This is a genomic window from Shewanella sp. CG12_big_fil_rev_8_21_14_0_65_47_15 (genome assembly GCF_002783505.1).
Classification (GTDB): Bacteria; Pseudomonadota; Gammaproteobacteria; order Enterobacterales; family Shewanellaceae; genus Shewanella.
This window is the reverse complement of sequence record NZ_PFGL01000001.1, coordinates 263,828-280,782: the sequence shown is the minus strand read 5'-3', so window position 1 is coordinate 280,782 and position 16,955 is coordinate 263,828. Positions and strand designations below refer to the sequence as shown.

General features: G+C 47.3%; 13 protein-coding genes. 6 read left to right on the top strand and 7 right to left on the bottom strand.

Annotation, left to right across the window (positions count from 1 at the left end):
* The first annotated feature begins 340 nt into the window (after positions 1–340).
* Positions 341–1,162 (top strand): restriction endonuclease, encoded by an 822-nt coding sequence (locus COW15_RS01220; protein ID WP_293628927.1) that lies wholly within the window; start codon positions 341–343, stop codon positions 1,160–1,162.
* A gap of 584 nt (positions 1,163–1,746) precedes the next feature.
* On the opposite strand, the gene COW15_RS01210 is transcribed toward COW15_RS01220, so the two are convergent.
* The 6 genes from COW15_RS01210 to COW15_RS01185 all read right to left on the bottom strand — a co-directional run bounded on the left by COW15_RS01210 (position 1,747) and on the right by COW15_RS01185 (position 7,493).
* The gene (locus COW15_RS01210; protein ID WP_293628925.1) at positions 1,747–3,111 is read right to left on the bottom strand and encodes a TrkH family potassium uptake protein; all 1,365 of its coding nucleotides are present in this window, start codon (positions 3,109–3,111) and stop codon (positions 1,747–1,749) included.
* A 1-nt stretch (position 3,112) separates the two neighbouring features.
* Entirely contained in the window at positions 3,113–3,811 is a 699-nt protein-coding gene (locus COW15_RS01205; RefSeq protein ID WP_293628923.1) for a TrkA family potassium uptake protein, read from the bottom strand.
* Positions 3,812–3,862: 51 nt separating this feature from the next.
* Positions 3,863–4,552, bottom strand: a complete 690-nt coding sequence (locus tag COW15_RS01200) for a response regulator transcription factor (protein ID WP_293628921.1) — start codon at positions 4,550–4,552, stop codon at positions 3,863–3,865.
* Positions 4,553–5,599 (bottom strand): ATP-binding protein, encoded by a 1,047-nt coding sequence (locus COW15_RS01195; protein WP_293628919.1) that lies wholly within the window; start codon positions 5,597–5,599, stop codon positions 4,553–4,555. It abuts the gene before it with no gap.
* Between the two features lie 82 nt (positions 5,600–5,681).
* Positions 5,682–6,605 (bottom strand): pirin family protein, encoded by a 924-nt coding sequence (locus COW15_RS01190; protein ID WP_293628917.1) that lies wholly within the window; start codon positions 6,603–6,605, stop codon positions 5,682–5,684.
* A 267-nt stretch (positions 6,606–6,872) separates the two neighbouring features.
* Positions 6,873–7,493: a hypothetical protein gene (locus COW15_RS01185; protein WP_293628916.1), complete on the bottom strand. Its 621-nt coding sequence runs from the start codon at positions 7,491–7,493 to the stop codon at positions 6,873–6,875.
* A gap of 486 nt (positions 7,494–7,979) precedes the next feature.
* Between COW15_RS01185 and COW15_RS01180 the strand changes: the two genes are divergently transcribed.
* The 3 genes from COW15_RS01180 to COW15_RS01170 all read left to right on the top strand — a co-directional run bounded on the left by COW15_RS01180 (position 7,980) and on the right by COW15_RS01170 (position 11,091).
* Positions 7,980–8,444 carry an NlpC/P60 family protein gene (locus COW15_RS01180; RefSeq protein ID WP_293628915.1) on the top strand — a complete coding sequence of 155 codons (465 nt, stop codon included), beginning with the start codon at positions 7,980–7,982 and terminating at the stop codon, positions 8,442–8,444.
* Positions 8,445–8,502: 58 nt separating this feature from the next.
* Positions 8,503–9,966, top strand: coding sequence for an MFS transporter (locus tag COW15_RS01175; RefSeq protein ID WP_293628914.1), 1,464 nt, complete (start codon positions 8,503–8,505; stop codon positions 9,964–9,966).
* 93 nt (positions 9,967–10,059) lie between these two features.
* The gene (locus COW15_RS01170) at positions 10,060–11,091 is read left to right on the top strand and encodes a LacI family DNA-binding transcriptional regulator (protein ID WP_293628913.1); all 1,032 of its coding nucleotides are present in this window, start codon (positions 10,060–10,062) and stop codon (positions 11,089–11,091) included.
* 98 nt (positions 11,092–11,189) lie between these two features.
* Here the strand turns inward: COW15_RS01170 and gtfA are convergent, their stop codons facing one another.
* Positions 11,190–12,668, bottom strand: a complete 1,479-nt coding sequence (gtfA, locus tag COW15_RS01165; RefSeq protein WP_293628912.1) for a sucrose phosphorylase — start codon at positions 12,666–12,668, stop codon at positions 11,190–11,192.
* Positions 12,669–12,938: 270 nt separating this feature from the next.
* Here gtfA and COW15_RS01160 point away from each other — a divergent pair, with 270 nt between their 5' ends.
* Complete coding sequence (locus tag COW15_RS01160; RefSeq protein WP_293628911.1) at positions 12,939–14,159, top strand: MFS transporter; 1,221 nt, start codon at positions 12,939–12,941, stop codon at positions 14,157–14,159.
* Positions 14,160–14,437: 278 nt separating this feature from the next.
* Positions 14,438–16,846, top strand: coding sequence for a TonB-dependent receptor (locus tag COW15_RS01155; RefSeq protein ID WP_293628910.1), 2,409 nt, complete (start codon positions 14,438–14,440; stop codon positions 16,844–16,846).
* Positions 16,847–16,955: the final 109 nt, after the last annotated feature.

Sequence of the window (16,955 nt, the reverse complement as noted above, 5' to 3'; positions counted from 1 at the left end):
CATCCATGGCGAGACTCACGCAATTTGTCTATTCGCCCTGCGGCAACTCCGAGGGGAGGTGTATTCCTTGGAGTTTTGAGTCGTTAGATAGCGATTCATCAGCAAAAAAATAAGCGTGAAAGAACGAGAAAGGTAAAACAATATCAAGTGATTACCCATCAAACTGTATAAAAAACCGCTACCGCAAAAAAGCAAATTCCTATAGCATCATTTATACCAATTGACATGGATGTGGCTGTGGCCATATTTAAGATTGAGTCAACAAGCGATTTATGCCCTGCAAACAGCGCAGCGCATAAATACTAAGACGTTATACCCTAATATATAAAAGGAAAGTTCAGTGACAATTGTTGAAGTGATAAAAGAAGTTCTTTCGACATTGAAAAAACCTCTTACATACAAAGAAATATACGATGAAATAATCAGCCGCAATTTATATGAATTTGGTGCTAAGGTTCCAGAAGCAATTGTAAACAGCAAACTTCGCAAGCATTGCTTCGGGTTGGATTTTCCGTCAGCTAGTCCTGCCAAGCATTTTGTTATTGATAGTAAAAATGGAAAAGTTACAAAGTACTATTTGCTTGACCAGCAACTGACTTCAAAGCCTCAGAAACAAAAAGAAAAATCAGTACAAGTTTCAAACGATAGACTTCCAGAAGAAAAGCTGTATGACGCATATCTTGAGCATCGTGCGGGCGTTAAAAACCAACTTTTGGAGCAGATATTATCTTCAGAGCCAGCTTTCTTTGAACGCTTAGTTGTCGATTTATTATTAGCTATGGGATATGGAGGTGACTTCCCAGGAGCTGGGCTTGTAAGTGGCTCTCCGGGTGACGGGGGCATTGACGGTGTTATCAAAGAAGACAAACTAGGTTTGGATAAGATTTATATCCAAGCAAAACGCTACACGTCTAATAAAATAGGTCGTCCAGACCTACAACAGTTTGTTGGTGCGATGGAGAATGTTCAGAAAGGAGTTTTTATTACAACGTCATCATTTGCTAAAACTGCTGAAACATATGTTGAAAAGCAACAAAAAAGTATAGTTTTAATTGATGGTGATCTTCTTTGTGATCTCATGCTAACCCACGGGGTAGGTGTCACTTCGGTAAAAAGCTACGCAACTTTCAGAGTTGATACTGATTACTTTACAGACGACTAACTCCGGGTATAACAAACAATTTAAGAGTGATTCGGCACGCGTGGCATTTTTACTATGCGTTGGTTTAAGTGATTAAGGCGGTATGCGGCGGCATCGGTATTGCGTGCCTCACACCTTAATTGGGCGTTATCTCCATAGATATTTTTATCCAAAACAGACGCGTTAGAGTTAAGGCTTTAACTCGAAAATGTCCCATAAACGAGTTACTAATCTTCTTTCAAAACAAACAGGCTACACCGATGTTAAACAGAATAGTCACGGTGATTAGTGAGACGACCGTCCGCCCCATGGCCGCTTTTTGGTATCCATGCCATCGCGGCATTTGTGAATCCTTTCACATCAGACGGGGCGGTCGAGCATCCACGGATGGACTTGAACAACATCCGTGTTTAACGGCCAGTTCGCCATCCATGGCTCTCGTTCATAAGCTTAGAAACCCAAGGTTTCTATTCACCGTGTCGTAGAGCAAATGCCATGGTTCGCCTATAAGTCAGCGCCTCCATAGCCAACTCAATTACCTCGCTTGCTCAACATCATTCCTATTTGATGATCAGTAAATTTGGTGTGCCACCACCAATCAATCCTTACCCAATTGCCAATTTGGTTTCTGCATAGCGCAGCTTTTTTACCCTTGGATTGGCAAGGAAGTAGGCGAGCATCAGTGGGCCGAGTCGTCCCATAAACATCATAAAGATGATAATGCCTTGGCCTGCATTCGATAAATTGCCAGTTAATCCGCGGGATAAACCGACAGTACCCAGTGCTGATACGGCCTCGAAGACGATATCGATTAATGGCGCTTTTTCGGTTAACACTAAAGCGAAAATCGCTAGCCAAGTCACACCGATGGAGATCATGGTCAGCGCCAAGGCCTTGCTGACGGTATCTTTAGGGATTTCCCGTTTAAACACATAAATGGCTTCGTCGCGGCGCAAATAGCCATAGGTGGCGAGGATTAGCACCATAAAGGTCACTACCTTAATCCCGCTGGCGGTACTGAGGGATCCACCGCCGATAAACATCAATATCAGCATAAGTAGCGTCGTGCCGTCTTCGAGTTGGTCTATGGCTAGGGTGTTAAAGCCTGCGGTGCGCGGGGTAACGGCTTGAAACCATGAGGCTAACCATTTGCCGAGTTCACTTAAGGGCGCGAGGGTGTTGGGGTTGTTGTACTCAATCAAGTAAATCGCAATCACGGCCACGGCATTGATAAGCATAGTGCCTGTGATCATCATCCGGCTGTAAACGCTGAGTTTTGACCAACGTCTATTGCGTCGAAGGTCAATCCACACCGAGAACCCAAGGCCGCCAACGATAAATAATCCCGTAATCGTTAGGTTGACAACAGGATCGGCCACATAGGGCATTAGGCTGTCGGCACTGAGGGCAAAACCGGCGTTATTAAAGGCGCTAATGGTATAGAAAAAACCGTGGAATAGGCTGGTTTGCCAACCGAGTTCATGGCTCCAATAAACAGATAAAATCAGCATGCCTATGGCTTCAACCAATAGGGAAAATAGCAATACGGCTTTTGCGGTTGAAACCAGCGTTGATGTATCTGTTTGATTAAATGCTTCTTTCGCTACGGTTTGTTGCAAGAAACCAATCTTACCTCCAAGGGCGATAAGGGTGACAATCGCAAAGGTCATCAGCCCGAGTCCACCGAGTTGGATTAACAGTGCGATAACGATTTGCCCGAAGGAGGTAAATACCGTCCCAGTGTCGACAACGACCAGCCCAGTTACCGTCACCGCCGAGGTGGCGGTAAATAGGCTTTGCAACCAAGTGATGGGTGACTCGGTGGCGATGGGGAGTTTGAGTAAGCAAGTGCCGAGGAGGATCAGCAGCGCAAAGCTCGCACTTAAGATAAAAGGTGGGGCGCCTAACAGCTTTCTATCGGATCTGGGGTGATGCTCGATTACCATGATGGAGGGATGCCACTGAACCACCTTACACCAACCTTGGTGCTAGGTGTTTTAACTCGGCACGGCTACCACAGAGGAATAGGGCGTCATCCGTGTGCAGGATAAAATCGCTATCAATCTTGCTAAACACCGTTAGCTCGCGTTTTACCATTAGCACCGCCACTTTGCCCTTGGGGCTGCGGGCGACATTGGTTTGTTCATCGTTGCCGCTATCCTGCAAGCTCCCCAGTAGTTGGCCAACTGTCGTTTGATGTAAGTGCGGTTTAATATGGATTTCAACAATATAGAGTCCGTCACCAAGGGTGAGGAAGTTATTGACCATGGGATAGTTCAGCGACTGGGCGACTCGAATACCCATTTCTTCCTCTGGGTGAATGATGCGAGCGACCCCGAGTTTAGACACTATGGTATGGTGCGCCTTAGTGCTGGCTTTGACCCAAATCGTTTGCACGCCGAGATTTTTTAGCGCCAGCGTGCAGAGCAGGCTCGATTGCATATCCTCACCGATAGCGACAAGCACAACTTCGCTACTGGCCAGATCTAATTCCCGTAGCGCCGCTTCATCGGCGCAGTCGCAAATGACGGCTTCGGTCAAGCTTTCTACATATTTTTCAATGATTTTTGGGTCACTATCGACACCTGTTACCCTGTGGCCTAAGTGCATGAGTTCGAGACTCGCGGCAACGCCAAAGCGGCCTAATCCGATGACAGTAAAATGTGCCATACCAATATCCTTTCGAGATTTTGCTGAGAGTTTTTTAGATTGCGATAAGAGTCATTGCAGGCTCGGGTCAGTCAAGCGATAACCTAAGCCGACTTCTGTCTTAATCAGTTGTTGCTCGTTGCTATCATTGAGTTTTTTACGCAACAGGCTAACTAAAATCCGTAGATAGTGGCTATCTTCCTGATGGGTTTCCCCCCAGATATTGCGCAGTAATTCGGTTTGTGTGACTAATTTTCCCGGGTGGGACATTAAGGTTTCCATCAGGGCGAATTCTTTTTTGGTTAAGGCCATTTCCTGTTGTGCGAGCCATAGCTGGTGGGTGCTTTTTTGCAGTTTAAGCGGGCCAAAGTGCAGTAAATCACCCGTTGCAGACTCGTCCACGAGATCGCGGAGCAATACCTTAATGCGAGCAATTAATTCTCTGATCCCAAAGGGCTTGCTTAAATAGTCATTGGCCCCCGCTTCTAGTAGGCGGATCTTTTCTGCCTCTTGATCGCGGGCGGTTAACACTAATACGGGGATTTTGTCACTCGAGCGCAGGGTTTGTAGTAATTCCATGCCATCACCGTCTGGAAGGCCAAGGTCGAGTACGAGTAAGTGTGGCTGCTGTGCATGATATTGTGTTAACGCCGATGCAATTGATAATGCACCAATATATTCAAATCCTTCCGCTTCTAGGGAGATCCGCATAAAAGTGTGAATTTGGGCTTCATCATCCACGACCAAGATTTTGTATGGCATTTATTTCTCGCCCCTGTTAATCGGTAGAGCAATGCGGATAAGGCTACCCTTTGCCGCAGATTCGGCACTGATCAGGCCGCCATGGGCAGTAATGATGCCTTTAGCGACAGCGAGCCCAAGGCCTGCCCCGCCATCCGTGGAGGGATGTTGGCGATAAAAGAGATCGAAAACGGCTTCTCTATCTGCGGCTGCTATACCGCTACCCCGATCTTGAATATCCAGCCTCAGCATCTTTTCGTGTCGATACACCTTAACGGTGACTTTTTTATCTTGGGGTGAGTAACGCAGTGCATTATCCAGCACATTAAAAATAGCCTGCTCAATCAATGAACTGCTGATCATCACCGTGGGGAGATTGGGTTGACTCTCGACGATAATCCGCGGCTGTGTGGTGGGAAAACGACCGATAGCCTGATGTAAAACATGGGTGATGGTGTCTTCATTCAAACTGAATTTGAGTGCACCATGTTGTAACTTAGTGGCCTGCAATAGGTTTTCGATATATTGGTGCAGGCGATGGCTCTCGGCGGCCGCACTATCTATCAGCTCATTTTTTTGCGATTGGCTGAGCTTAGGCATGTATTCCTTCAGTGTCGTCAGTGTGCCTATGATGGTCGAGAGCGGCGTGCGTAAATCATGGGAGACCGAGAGCAAAATGCTGTTGCTTAAGTTTGCCTGTTTGAGTTCATCTTGCTGACGGCGATAGTGTTCGGCCAGCTTGCTGGTGGTGAGGGCAACGATAAGAAATACGGCTAAGTTAAGAATGTCATCAAGATGGAACATCTGTAGTGAATAGCGTGGCGTGGTAAATAAAAAGTTGTAACTGGCAGCCTCGTACACGGCGGAGAAATAGGCAAAATTAGCATTACATTGCAACGCTATGAGTACCACGGCCAGCTGTAAAATCAGCAGTACGGCAATCGTTGAGCCTAGAAAGCGATCGATGAAAAAACTGCTGAAAATGGCTGCCACCAATACTGTGCCAGTAAACAAAGTGGGTTGTGAGCGCCAGTATTGGGTCATGGAAACTGTCTTTGCAAATGTCATGGGGTAAAGATAGCCTTGCCGGAATTAGCGCTACTCTAACAAAGGCATTTTTAGATAGCGCGTAAAAAATCCGTAAAATTGATTACCAAGGGATTGGCGGTGGCACTAATCGTTTGCCAACATAGCCGGGGACAGTATCAAAGCGCTTATCTTCGGCTTCCCAGTCGGCTTGGGCCTGGGCAATTTCCGCTTTGCTGTGACCGACAAAGTTCCACCAAATATTGACAGGATCAGCCAGTGGCGCGCCGCCAATCAGCAGTATGCGACAAGCGGCAGTGAGTGTTACCGTCACGGTTTCACGCAACATACCCAGATAGGCGAGATCGTTATTATCGAAGTTTTCGTCCTCGATTTGGAATTTGCCCTCCAGCGGCATAAGCCCATATTCGAAGCTAGGGTTGAGGTGTAGGGTTAGCTCTGTGTCTTTTGTGGCAAATAAATCCATGGCCACTATGGGGGAAAAGTGCAATGTGGGCGCCTGCTTATGCTGCCAAGCACCAATTAATAGGGTGAAGTCGACACCGGCCTCGTGCCATATTGGCAATGCGGGATAATGATCGAATCTGGGAGTGGTATCTTTGTGCTCCAGCGGCAGGGCAATCCATAGCTGCGCCGCGTGCATAGTGGGATGACCTTCGACGGACTCTTCGGTGTGGGCGATACCGTGTCCGGCTGTCATCAAGTTAACTTGTTTTGGGCGGATCACTTGGGCGCTACCTAGGCTGTCCCTGTGCATGATTTCGCCTTCGAGCATCCAGGTAAAGGTTTGTAGCCCAATGTGCGGATGCGGGCCGACATTCATCAGTGGGCCGTCGGTGACAGGGCCAATATGGTCGAGGAAACACCAAGGACCGATAAGACGACGCGCTTTTTGTGGTATTGCCCGTGCCACGGGAATACCGCCGACATCACCGATTTTTGAGGCAAGGCGTTGGACCTGAATGCGGCCATTTTCAATAGGGCATTCCTTAGGGCCACCATAAAACTGTGCTTGTTGTTCGCTCATGTTCGCTCCCTATTCCTTTGCTAGGACACACAGAGTGTTAGTCTGGGATGCAGAAAGGGTTTAGATCCCATCTTGCATTCGCGTCGAAGGTTTTAGCTTCGTGTATTCCTATGGATTTTGCAAATCGGCGCGATTGTCACCTTGCTTAGTGAACATGGCGGCAGAACCTGCATAGGCGCACGCTAAGTTTTTCCTCTTTAGCCAACTGCTAAAACAAAAAATCCGAAGCCACATGGCTTCGGACTTTAATCAAATCTCAAACCAAATTTATAAACTTAATGCTTGAATGACTTCCGCATCTTTAAATATTGCTTCGAAACGTTGCTTATAAATAAGCTGCATTTCGTTTACTATGGCCCCACCGGGGATATCATTTTCACCCGTAAAATTTTTGACAAGCTTCTCATTGCCATTTTCATCGATAATCATCAGGTCAAGGTTGTACCAAGAATTATCAGATAGGGCGTGGTAGTCATATTTCCATTCATTTAATACAAAAATAATTGATTTACTACCATTCTTGCTCACCTGAGTGACGGCGCTGTCTATGCTCATATTGGGTGATGTTTCAACCGATTCGGCTTTAATCCCTCTTTTGCTAAAACCCGCTAAGAGTCTGTTTGTTAGATAGACAGACATGGCTTCATTTGTGGGGGTATTATAAGAGTAAGGAATACCGAAACCACTTCTGATTAGTCCTTCAAAAGCGGGGGTTTTATCATTATTTACTACGTATTCACGTTTATCAATCACTGCAATAGTGAGTGGTTTTTCGGTTGTGCTGAAATTGATCTCAGGGGCTGATTGTTCAGCGGTTAAGATTTGTGCGCAACCTGAAAGTAATAACACAGATAGAATCGCGAAGCATTTTGTTGTATTTTTGAACACAATATAATCCTTATATTAAGGTTCGGTTTGCCCAGTTTTATGTGGGAGAGAACTAATTTAAATTGAAGAAAAGAATCAAGTTGGATTAACCATTTAACATGGGTGAACAAATTTTGTTCTATTAATGGTTGGCTAAATCCATTTATTAGCTAGTCAAAGTATAAAGAAGTGAAAACGTAACATCTTTATACTTATGGGGCGAAATTGTAATGAATAGATACGTGGCGATCAATTTTAAATATAAATCATGTAATCAGTTTCAAATTTTTATACTTTAGGATAAATAACGGTTCAGAATTGTAAATTGTTTGATAGGTAGGAACGGAGAGCCTCTCAACGCCATAGGGGACACGTTCTGGGTATAATTAGGAGCAATTATTTAGGAGTGCTATTGTGTCGTTTTTGTGCTCTATTTGCATCAAATTCACCTGATAAAAACGTCAAATTACGTTAATGTAAAACCTGCCCTTGATGAGTGTGACGTTTATGAAGAGATTACTGATAGTTATCTTAGCCTTAGGTCTTGGCGCTTGTGCGAGCGCGCCAGAACCTAAGCCTGTGGTAAAGCAAGTTGAACCCGTCTCGGTGTGGAGCGATAGCAATATCTCCGAGTTACATTCCGAGTGGCGCGGTGTGCCCTATCGTTTAGGCGGTGGCACTAAGCGGGGCATAGATTGCTCGGCTTTTGTGTCCGTCGCCTATCAAAAGATGTTGGGTATGACGCTGCCGCGCACGGTTGAAGAACAGCAAGCCCTAGGTAAACCCGTGCCGAGAGATCAACTGCGTAAGGGCGATCTGGTGTTTTTCAAGACAGGTTGGAGTACGCACCATGTCGGCATCTATGTGGGCGACGATAATTTCCTCCATGTTTCCACTAGCCAAGGGGTGAAGATCTCGAGCCTGCATAACAGTTATTGGGCGTCTAAGTATTGGAATGCACGGCGAATTTAGCACATCTTCTTTATACACTTTCTTTTTGCACTTGGGCTGATGAGTTAGCGGAGACAATATGCCCTTAAAGCCTGCGTTATCCCAGAGTGACCCTCTACCAACTTCTGTTTTTCTCGCCATTTTCTCGGCCGTATTCTTGCCCATGTTTTTGGCGGCGGTCGATCAAACCTTACTCGCGACGGCGACGCCAGCCATAGTTGCAGATCTTGGCGGCCTGCGCCAAGCCTCGTGGATCACTATCGGTTATATGCTGGCGATGGCCGCTTCTGTGCCGATTTATGGCTGGTTAGGGGATAACTTCGGCCGCGCGAAAATCCTGATGATCGCCTTAGTTGTGTTTGCGCTGGGTTCCATCGTTTCGGCGAGTGCGGGCACTATGGACCATATGATAGCGGGGCGAATTCTGCAGGGCATGGGCGGTGGCGGTTTGATGAGTTTGTCCCAATCCTTGATTGGGGAGTTAGTCCCCATTCGGCAGCGGGCGCGTTTCCAAGGGTATTTTGCCGCTATGTTTACCCTAGCGAGTGTCGGTGGCCCTGTGATTGGCGGTTTTGTGGTGCATGCCTATTCGTGGCATTGGCTATTTTGGGCGAATATTCCTCTGGCCATGCTGGCGGTATGGCGACTTAACGGTTTGCATAAACGCAGCGTTAAACCCGTGCGTCAGGGACGGTTTGATTTACTGGGCGTGGTCTTGTTCCCGACCATTATCACCGCACTCTTATATTGGTTATCGGCCGCGGGGCAGGAGTTTGCTTGGCTTTCTGCGACCAGCTTTGGTTTTGCCGTCTTTGTGGTGGTAGGCATTCTAGGCCTGTTGTTGTGGGAGCGGCGGTTGGCGAGCCCGTTTCTGCCGTTAGATTTACTGGCGAAGAAAGCCATTTATATGCCACTGTTAACCGCTGCACTGTTTGCGGCCTGCCTGTTTGCGATGATTTTCTTCCTGCCGATTTATCTGCAAGTGGGCTTACACACCAATCCCGCCAAAAGTGGATTATTACTGATGCCAATGACCTTTGGCATAGTCACAGGCTCAACTCTCGCGGGTAGGCTATTAAGTAAAGATGTGGCACCTAAATGGTTACCCTCCTTTGGCATGGCACTGGCGTTTGTCGGCCTGTTGTTGATCGGTTTAGTGCCGCCCAATGCCAATCTGATTGGTGGCTTAGGAGTGCTGGTGGGCGTAGGGTTAGGCACTGTGATGCCCAGTGTGCAACTAGTAGTGCAGAGCGTGTCGGGTAAGGCGCGACTCAGCCAGATCACGGCTATGGTGTCATTATGCCGTTCTATGGGGGCGGCGATTGGAACGGCATTATTTAGTTTGTTGCTCTACGGCTTATTGCCATTTAAGGGGGAGGAAGTCGGAATTGAAGCGATGAAGCAATTACCCACCGAATCGGTGCATGCGGCTTTCCAATACGGTTTTATCGCCGCGTCAACCGTGGCATTGTGTGCCGCGATAGTCGGTTTTTTATCCCCTGCAACGGCATTAAAAGATCACGATAGCGAAACTGCGCATTAAGCCTAGATTTGCAGGTGCACGGCGAATTTAAGCCGTGTACTATTTGCGCTGAACCGTATTTTTGTGGCCTTTATTCGATTCCAGGACATAAGCATGACAACAACAAAACACTGGACCCTAAAGAGCATTGCCAACGAGTTGGGTGTCTCTAACGCCACTGTTTCTAACGCGTTTAATCGCCCCGACCAATTATCGGAAAAACGTCGTAACGACATTTTGGCCGCCTGCACTAAGCTTGGGTATTTCGGGCCAAATAAAGCGGCTCAATCCCTACGTAAGGGCAAGTTTGATACTGTCGCCTTAGTGCTGTCGGACAGCGTGGAATACATGGTGTCCGACCCCGTCGCCAGTAAATTTATGAAGGGCGTGGCCTCTGTCTTGGAGCAAGAGAAACTCAATTTACTGCTGTTTTCGGGCAGTTCGGACAGCGTGAATGCGGTGGCCGACTTTGTGGATGGTTTTATCTGTTATGGTCGCCCGCGTAATGCGCTGTTGGCCGAGCAGTTAAAGCAGGTCAAGAAAAAGGTCGTCACGGTCGATTTTGATATCCACCGCAATGCATCTGTGAGCATAGACAATAAGTTAGCCGCCTATGAAGTGGCGAAACTGGCATTGCAGTCGCCCGCAGACAATGTGGCCATTTTGGGGCTACGTTTGCTCGATACCCACTTAACGTGCCGAGTGTATGATTTAGATCTGCTCGAAATCGATATGTCTATTGCCCACCAGAGGCTACAGGGTTACTTGCAAGCGATTGAAGAAACGGGTGTTACACTTGGCAATGATCGCATTTGGAATATTCCCGAGAGTAATGCGGAATATGCGCGGATTGCGGCAAAAGAAGCGCTGAACTCGACACCGCGGCCAAATGTGTTTTTATGTATGAGTGATTTAATCGCCTTGAGTGTGCTCGGTGAGGCGCAGGCTATGGGGCTGAGTGTTCCCGAAGATGTGCGCGTGGTGGGCTTTGATGGCATAGATGAAGCCACACGTTCAACCCCGCCGTTAACGACCGTCTATCAATACTCTGAGCAGAAGGGCCGCAAAGCGGCACAAATGTTTGTTAGTGATGCTGTGCATGCGGAAGTTTTGGGCTATGAATTACGTCTCGGTAAGAGCTGCTAATCGCTACATCTTTTAACTAAAAAAGGCGCATTCAATGCGCCTTTTTGCTATTTAAATTTGGCTTGAGCCTAAACTCAAACCCGAACAGGAACGCAAGCTTATGCTTGAGCCAGTAGGCTAGACAAGGTCATTTGTGTCTCTTTACCTTGCTTATCTAAAAGGATGATTTGACCCTCTTTATTGGCAAAGTCGAGGGTGAGACTCGCCTGGGAATCGGCTGAGATCCAGGATAGCGTCAGTGTTTGCTTACTCGCTGTCATAGTAAAGCGGCCATCGAAGGCTGGGCTGCTATTACGCAGTTTAATCAGCTTCGTTAGCGCCTTAACGACAGGTTTCTGCATGGCTTGCTGCACTTTTTCACGGTTCAAGTAAGGGCGATTGATGTCGCGTCCGACATGGGTTCTGTTGAGCAGCTCCATATCGTTCGGCATCGCCAGCAGACCCGCGTAATACACCTGCGGAATACCCGGTGCGAAAAATTGAATCGCCCGTGCCATCAAATAATCTAGGTCATTCTGACCGAGGGCATCGTAATAGGTGCAGTTGATTTGATACAAATCGACGTTGCTGGCTGCCGCGCCTGTGGCTTGTAGACTCTCGCCCTTACTGTTGCCATGTATGGTTTCAACCAGATTATCGATTTGATTTTCGGTCAATAATCCGTGTAGGCCATCCATAGGGCCGACGTCGATAATGCCGATGCCGTCGTGGGTGTCGAGCACGGTAATGCAGTTGCGCGGCGCCATTTCGAGCCAATGGGTCAAGGCTTGGCAATCTTGGCTAAACAGGGTGTGCAAGATGAGCGGTGGTAGGGCGAAGTCGTATACCATGTCGACCCGCTTGGCGATTTCGACTTGAGTCATATGGTGCGAATGAATTTCGGCCAGGGTTGTCATGCCTAACGCATTGGCTTGCTTAGCTAATTTATCCACAAACTCGAAGGATTCTTCAATCATAAAGCAGCTAGTGCCGGGCTTTTTAATCGCATAGCCCGCAGCATCTAAGCGGATCAGATTCACTTTACTGTGGTCGAAACGCGCCAGCACTCGGTTTAAATAATCTTTACCCGCGGCGGAATGAACGTCGATATCGATTTGATTGCGGGTAAAGGTGGTCCAAAACTCTTCGGTCGAGCCATCGGCTAAGGTGTAAGTGCTAAAGCAACTGCCCGGGCGTGGACGATAGATAGCGGCTTGATCTTGCTCGCTTAATCCATCAGGAAATACCTTGTCTTTGGTTAAAAACAAATCCCAGTAAGCCGATTGTTTGCCGTGCTGGAGCACGTCTTTAAATTCGGGTGACTCGGCGGACATATGGTTAACGATAAGGTCGGCCATGATGTCGTAGTCATCACCAATGCGTTTAACGTCATCCCAATTGCCTAAGCGTGAATCGACTTGCACATGGTCTATCGGATCGAAGCCCGCATCGCTGCCGTCAATGGGAAAATAGAAAGGCAAAAGATGTACGCCGCCGAATAGACCTTGCAACTCGTCATCGAGCAGCGCTTTAAGCTCCTTGAGCCCGGCATGGGTAATTCTGTCGACATAGGTGATCAGTTGCACTTGGTTTTTCATACTTTGCCCACGCTTGAGTTGTCTTTTTAGAGTAAAGGTTTATGGCAATCGTTAATTGATTGCACAACTAAACTTAATCGATTAAGTTGTATATTTAACCAATATGAAACATTATTCAAGTGGTTTGTTGGATTTTTGAGTTAGCCTCACGTTGTTCTTGCGTGGAGGGGGAGCTGACTCACCGCTGTACACAAAAGCCGAAACCCTTTCAGCATGTGGTTACTTAGCAGCCGAGAGTGAGTAGGTATAATAACGATAAGGTGAAATGGTATGGTAAGTGATTCAAAAGGTTGCGATAACCGCAATCACACCCGTATTCGGGTACTCACATATTTAATGTTTTTCATGTTCGCTATGACCTCAGATGCCGTGGGGGTCATTATTCCAGAGCTGATATCCCAGTTTGATTTGTCCATGTCGCAGGCCAGTGCTTTCCATTATATGCCGATGATTTTTATCGCGATGAGTGGACTGTTTTTAGGCTTCTTGGCGGATAAGATAGGGCGTAAGTTAACCATTTTATTGGGGTTATTGTTATTTGCGCTCGCCTGCTTCATGTTCGCGCTGGGGGAATCGTTTTACTATTTCCTGTTCCTACTCGCCTTTGTCGGCACGGCGATTGGCGTCTTTAAAACCGGCGCACTTGGGCTTATTGGCGATATCTCGACTTCCTCAAAACAGCATTCGAGCACTATGAATACGGTGGAGGGCTACTTTGGTGTCGGTGCCATGATAGGGCCAGCCATTGTCAGTTATTTACTGATCAGCGGCGTCTCTTGGAAGTATCTGTATTTTGGCGCGGGTTGCTTCTGTTTAGTGCTGTGTTGGTTAGCTTATCGGGCGGATTATCCGCAAATCAAACGTTCTTCGACGGATGCCATTAACCTTGCCAGCACTTTTAAGATGATGAAAAACCCTTATGCATTAGGGTTTTCACTCGCGATAGGTTTATATGTTGCCACCGAAGTGGCGATTTATGTGTGGATGCCGACCTTGCTGCAAAGCTATCAAGGCGATTACACCACCTTGGCCGCTTATGCCCTAACGATCTTTTTTACCCTGCGTGCGGGTGGGCGCTTTTTAGGTGGCTGGGTGCTCGATCGCTTCCCTTGGCAGCAGGTGATGTTCTGGTTTAGCTTCGCGATAAGTGCTTGTTATTTTGGATCTATGATCTACGGTATCGAAGCGGCTGTTATCTTGTTGCCCTTGTCTGGGCTGTTTATGTCGATGATGTATCCCACGCTCAATTCTAAGGGGATTAGCTGTTTCCCTGTGGATCAGCATGGCTCTGTGGCCGGGGTGATTCTGTTTTTTACTGCCGTGTCCGCCGCGGTTGGGCCCTTGTTGATGGGGTTCGTGGGCGATATCTTCGGCCATGTTAAATATGGCTTCTACCTTGCCACTGGTTTTGCCATTTTGTTATGCCTCCTGAGCGGATTTAATCTCGTTAAAGATCCTGCCCGTCATTTGTTAACTTTCGATGCGCACTAATTTTGGCTGTGACAGAAAATATTTTTCTGTCACATTCCTTCTGTTAATCAATACTTTAACCTAATGCATCCAGAGTGCGAACCAAAATTGTGCAAAAAACGCACTTGCTTTTTGTTGCTAAGTTGCTAACTTGTTAACTTAATCGATTAAGTTGATTCGAGGTTAAATTCAATATGACCTTGAGTAATCACTAAGATGGTTCTTCGATTAATCACAATTCGGTAGATGTAGCCATGGGGAGAGTGGGTTGCATCTCAAATATGGGTGGGGACATAAAAATGATAAAAAGCACATCACAGAAATTCTTGTTAAGTACATTGGCCGTGTTGGTGAGTTCTCACCTTTGGGCTGCCGACGCACCACAACAGCAAGACGCCAAGTCAGAAGCCAAGCAAGATGCGCTTGGTTTAGAAAGAATTACCGTGACTGGGGTTGCCCGCGGCACTCGTGTTATGGACTCGAGTGTGTCAGTCAGCAGTGTGTCACTGGCTGAGCTTGAAGTGAGTACGCCACGTTCATCGGCCGAAGCATTCCGTATTATTCCGGGGATGAAGGTCGAGTCTACTGGCGGTGAAGGTAACGCTAACATAGCCGTGCGTGGTTTACCTGTGGCGTCTGGTGGTGCTAAGTTCCTGCAAATTCAAGAAGATGGTTTGCCAATCCTGCAGTTTGGCGATATCGCCTTCGGTAACGCAGACATCTTTTTACGTTTAGATTCAACAGTGCAAACCATTGAGTCTATCCGTGGTGGCTCGGCATCGACGGCGGCCAGTAATGCCCCCGGCGGTATTATCAACGTGATCAGCAAAACGGGCACCTCGGATTCGGGCAGTGTGGCTACCACCCTAGGGCTGGATTACGATACCTTCCGTACCGACTTTGAATACGGCACTAGCATCAACGACAGTCTGCGTTTCCATGTGGGTGGTTTTGTGCGCACAGGTGAAGGCCCACGGGACGCTGGCTATAACGCCAACAAAGGCGGCCAGATCAAAGCAAACTTAACCAAAGAATTTGATAAAGGTTATGTTCGCCTGTATTTCAAACATTTAGACGATAAAAGCATAGGTTATTTACCTATGCCTATGTACTCGGATGGCAGTTCAATCCCAGGTTTTGATGCTAAATCCGATGCGATTCAATCCGCGTATTTCCAATCAACCTTGAGCTTAGGTGCCGACGGCGAACGTCGCCGCGGCGATATGCGCGATGGCATGAACCCCGTGGTGAATTCTGTCGGCTTAGAGGCATCCTTCGATTTAGGTAACGATTGGCAGGTCGAAAACCGTTTCCGTTTCTCCGATGTGAGCGGTAACTTCATCGCGCCATTCCCCGCCGAAGTGGCCAACGGTAGCGATATCGCCACCAGTATTGCGGGCACAGGCGCTAAGTTGATTTACGCCAATGGACCAAATGCGGGCAATCCTATGGATGGTTTAGCCATGCGTATCAATACCTTCGATGTGCAGATGAATGACTTTGGCTCAATCGTAAACGATTTGAAATTGACTAAAACCTTTGATGATACCAGCGTGACCTTAGGCTATTACAACGCCACCCAAAACATCGGCATGAGTTGGATGTGGAACTCTTATCTGATGGAAGTCAAAGGCGATAATGCCGCGCTATTAGATGTGGTTGCCGCCGATGGTACGGCGTATTCTGACAACGGCCTCTATGCTTATGGCGTACCTTACTGGGGAAATTGTTGCCAACGTAATTACGATACCGACTACAGCATTAAAGCGCCTTACCTCGCGTTAGCCTCGAGTTTTGGTGACTTGTCCCTCGATGCCAGTGTGCGTTATGACAGTGGTGATGCGAGCGGTAACTACGCCGGTAGCGTGCAATCACAAGTGGATATGAATCTCGATGGGGTGATTTCAATCCCTGAGCAGAGCGTGTCTTCCATCGACAATGCGAATCCTCAGCCAGTAAATTACGATTGGAGCTACACCTCTTATTCATTAGGTGCTAACTATCAATTTTCCAGTGACTTAGCCGCCTTTGGTCGCTTAAGCCACGGTGGCCGCGCCAATGCCGACCGTCTGTTATTTGGTAAAGTGCGTGCCGATGGTTCGGTGGCGAAGGAAGATGCGGTTGATATCGTTGACCAGTACGAGTTAGGTGTTAAGTACCGTTACGATGATCTGTCTGTGTTTGCGACGGCGTTCTACTCTGAAACCGAAGAGCAAAACTTTGAAGCCACCAGCCAACGTTTCTTCGACCGTAAGTACAAAGCCAAAGGTATCGAAATCGAGTCGGCTTATTTTATCGGTGACTTCGACTTTAGAGGCAACCTAACCTGGACCGATGCCGAGATTGCTAAAGATGCATTGACGCCAGAAGTGGTGGGTAACACCCCAAGAAGACAGGCTGATTTTATCTACTCTTTGATGGGCAGTTACAACTTTGACCAAGGTTCAGTGGGCGTTAACTTAATCGGTACCACGGATTCTTATGCTCAAGATAATAATGACTTAAGTTTCGATGGCTACAACCAAGTGAATGCCTTTGCGACTTACAATCTGACCGAAGCCATGAGTGTGTCCTTAAACGTCAACAACTTGTTTGATGTCACGGGTATTACCGAGGCGGAAGAAGGCTCAATCCCTGATAACAATATCATTCGTGCCCGTACCATTAATGGCCGCACCACTAGTGCGACGCTGAAATACGAGTTCTAAGCGGATATTGGTACAGAAACTGTTTATACAGAAAAAATGCTAAGCCCAAAACAGCCCATGAAAGTGGGCTTTTTGTCAGATACAAAATGCAGAATATAGAATACAAAGT

What these genes read in the sequence shown, in the direction of transcription:
- COW15_RS01155 (WP_293628910.1), top strand. Translation starts at nt 14,438, where the DNA reads ATGATAAAAAGCACATCACAGAAATTCTTGTTAAGTACATTGGCCGTG.
- COW15_RS01195 (WP_293628919.1), bottom strand. Translation starts at nt 5,599, where the DNA reads ATGACATTTGCAAAGACAGTTTCCATGACCCAATACTGGCGCTCACAA.
- COW15_RS01190 (WP_293628917.1), bottom strand. Translation starts at nt 6,605, where the DNA reads ATGAGCGAACAACAAGCACAGTTTTATGGTGGCCCTAAGGAATGCCCT.
- COW15_RS01175 (WP_293628914.1), top strand. Translation starts at nt 8,503, where the DNA reads ATGCCCTTAAAGCCTGCGTTATCCCAGAGTGACCCTCTACCAACTTCT.
- COW15_RS01160 (WP_293628911.1), top strand. Translation starts at nt 12,939, where the DNA reads ATGGTAAGTGATTCAAAAGGTTGCGATAACCGCAATCACACCCGTATT.
- COW15_RS01205 (WP_293628923.1), bottom strand. Translation starts at nt 3,811, where the DNA reads ATGGCACATTTTACTGTCATCGGATTAGGCCGCTTTGGCGTTGCCGCG.
- COW15_RS01180 (WP_293628915.1), top strand. Translation starts at nt 7,980, where the DNA reads ATGAAGAGATTACTGATAGTTATCTTAGCCTTAGGTCTTGGCGCTTGT.
- COW15_RS01200 (WP_293628921.1), bottom strand. Translation starts at nt 4,552, where the DNA reads ATGCCATACAAAATCTTGGTCGTGGATGATGAAGCCCAAATTCACACT.
- gtfA (WP_293628912.1), bottom strand. Translation starts at nt 12,668, where the DNA reads ATGAAAAACCAAGTGCAACTGATCACCTATGTCGACAGAATTACCCAT.
- COW15_RS01170 (WP_293628913.1), top strand. Translation starts at nt 10,060, where the DNA reads ATGACAACAACAAAACACTGGACCCTAAAGAGCATTGCCAACGAGTTG.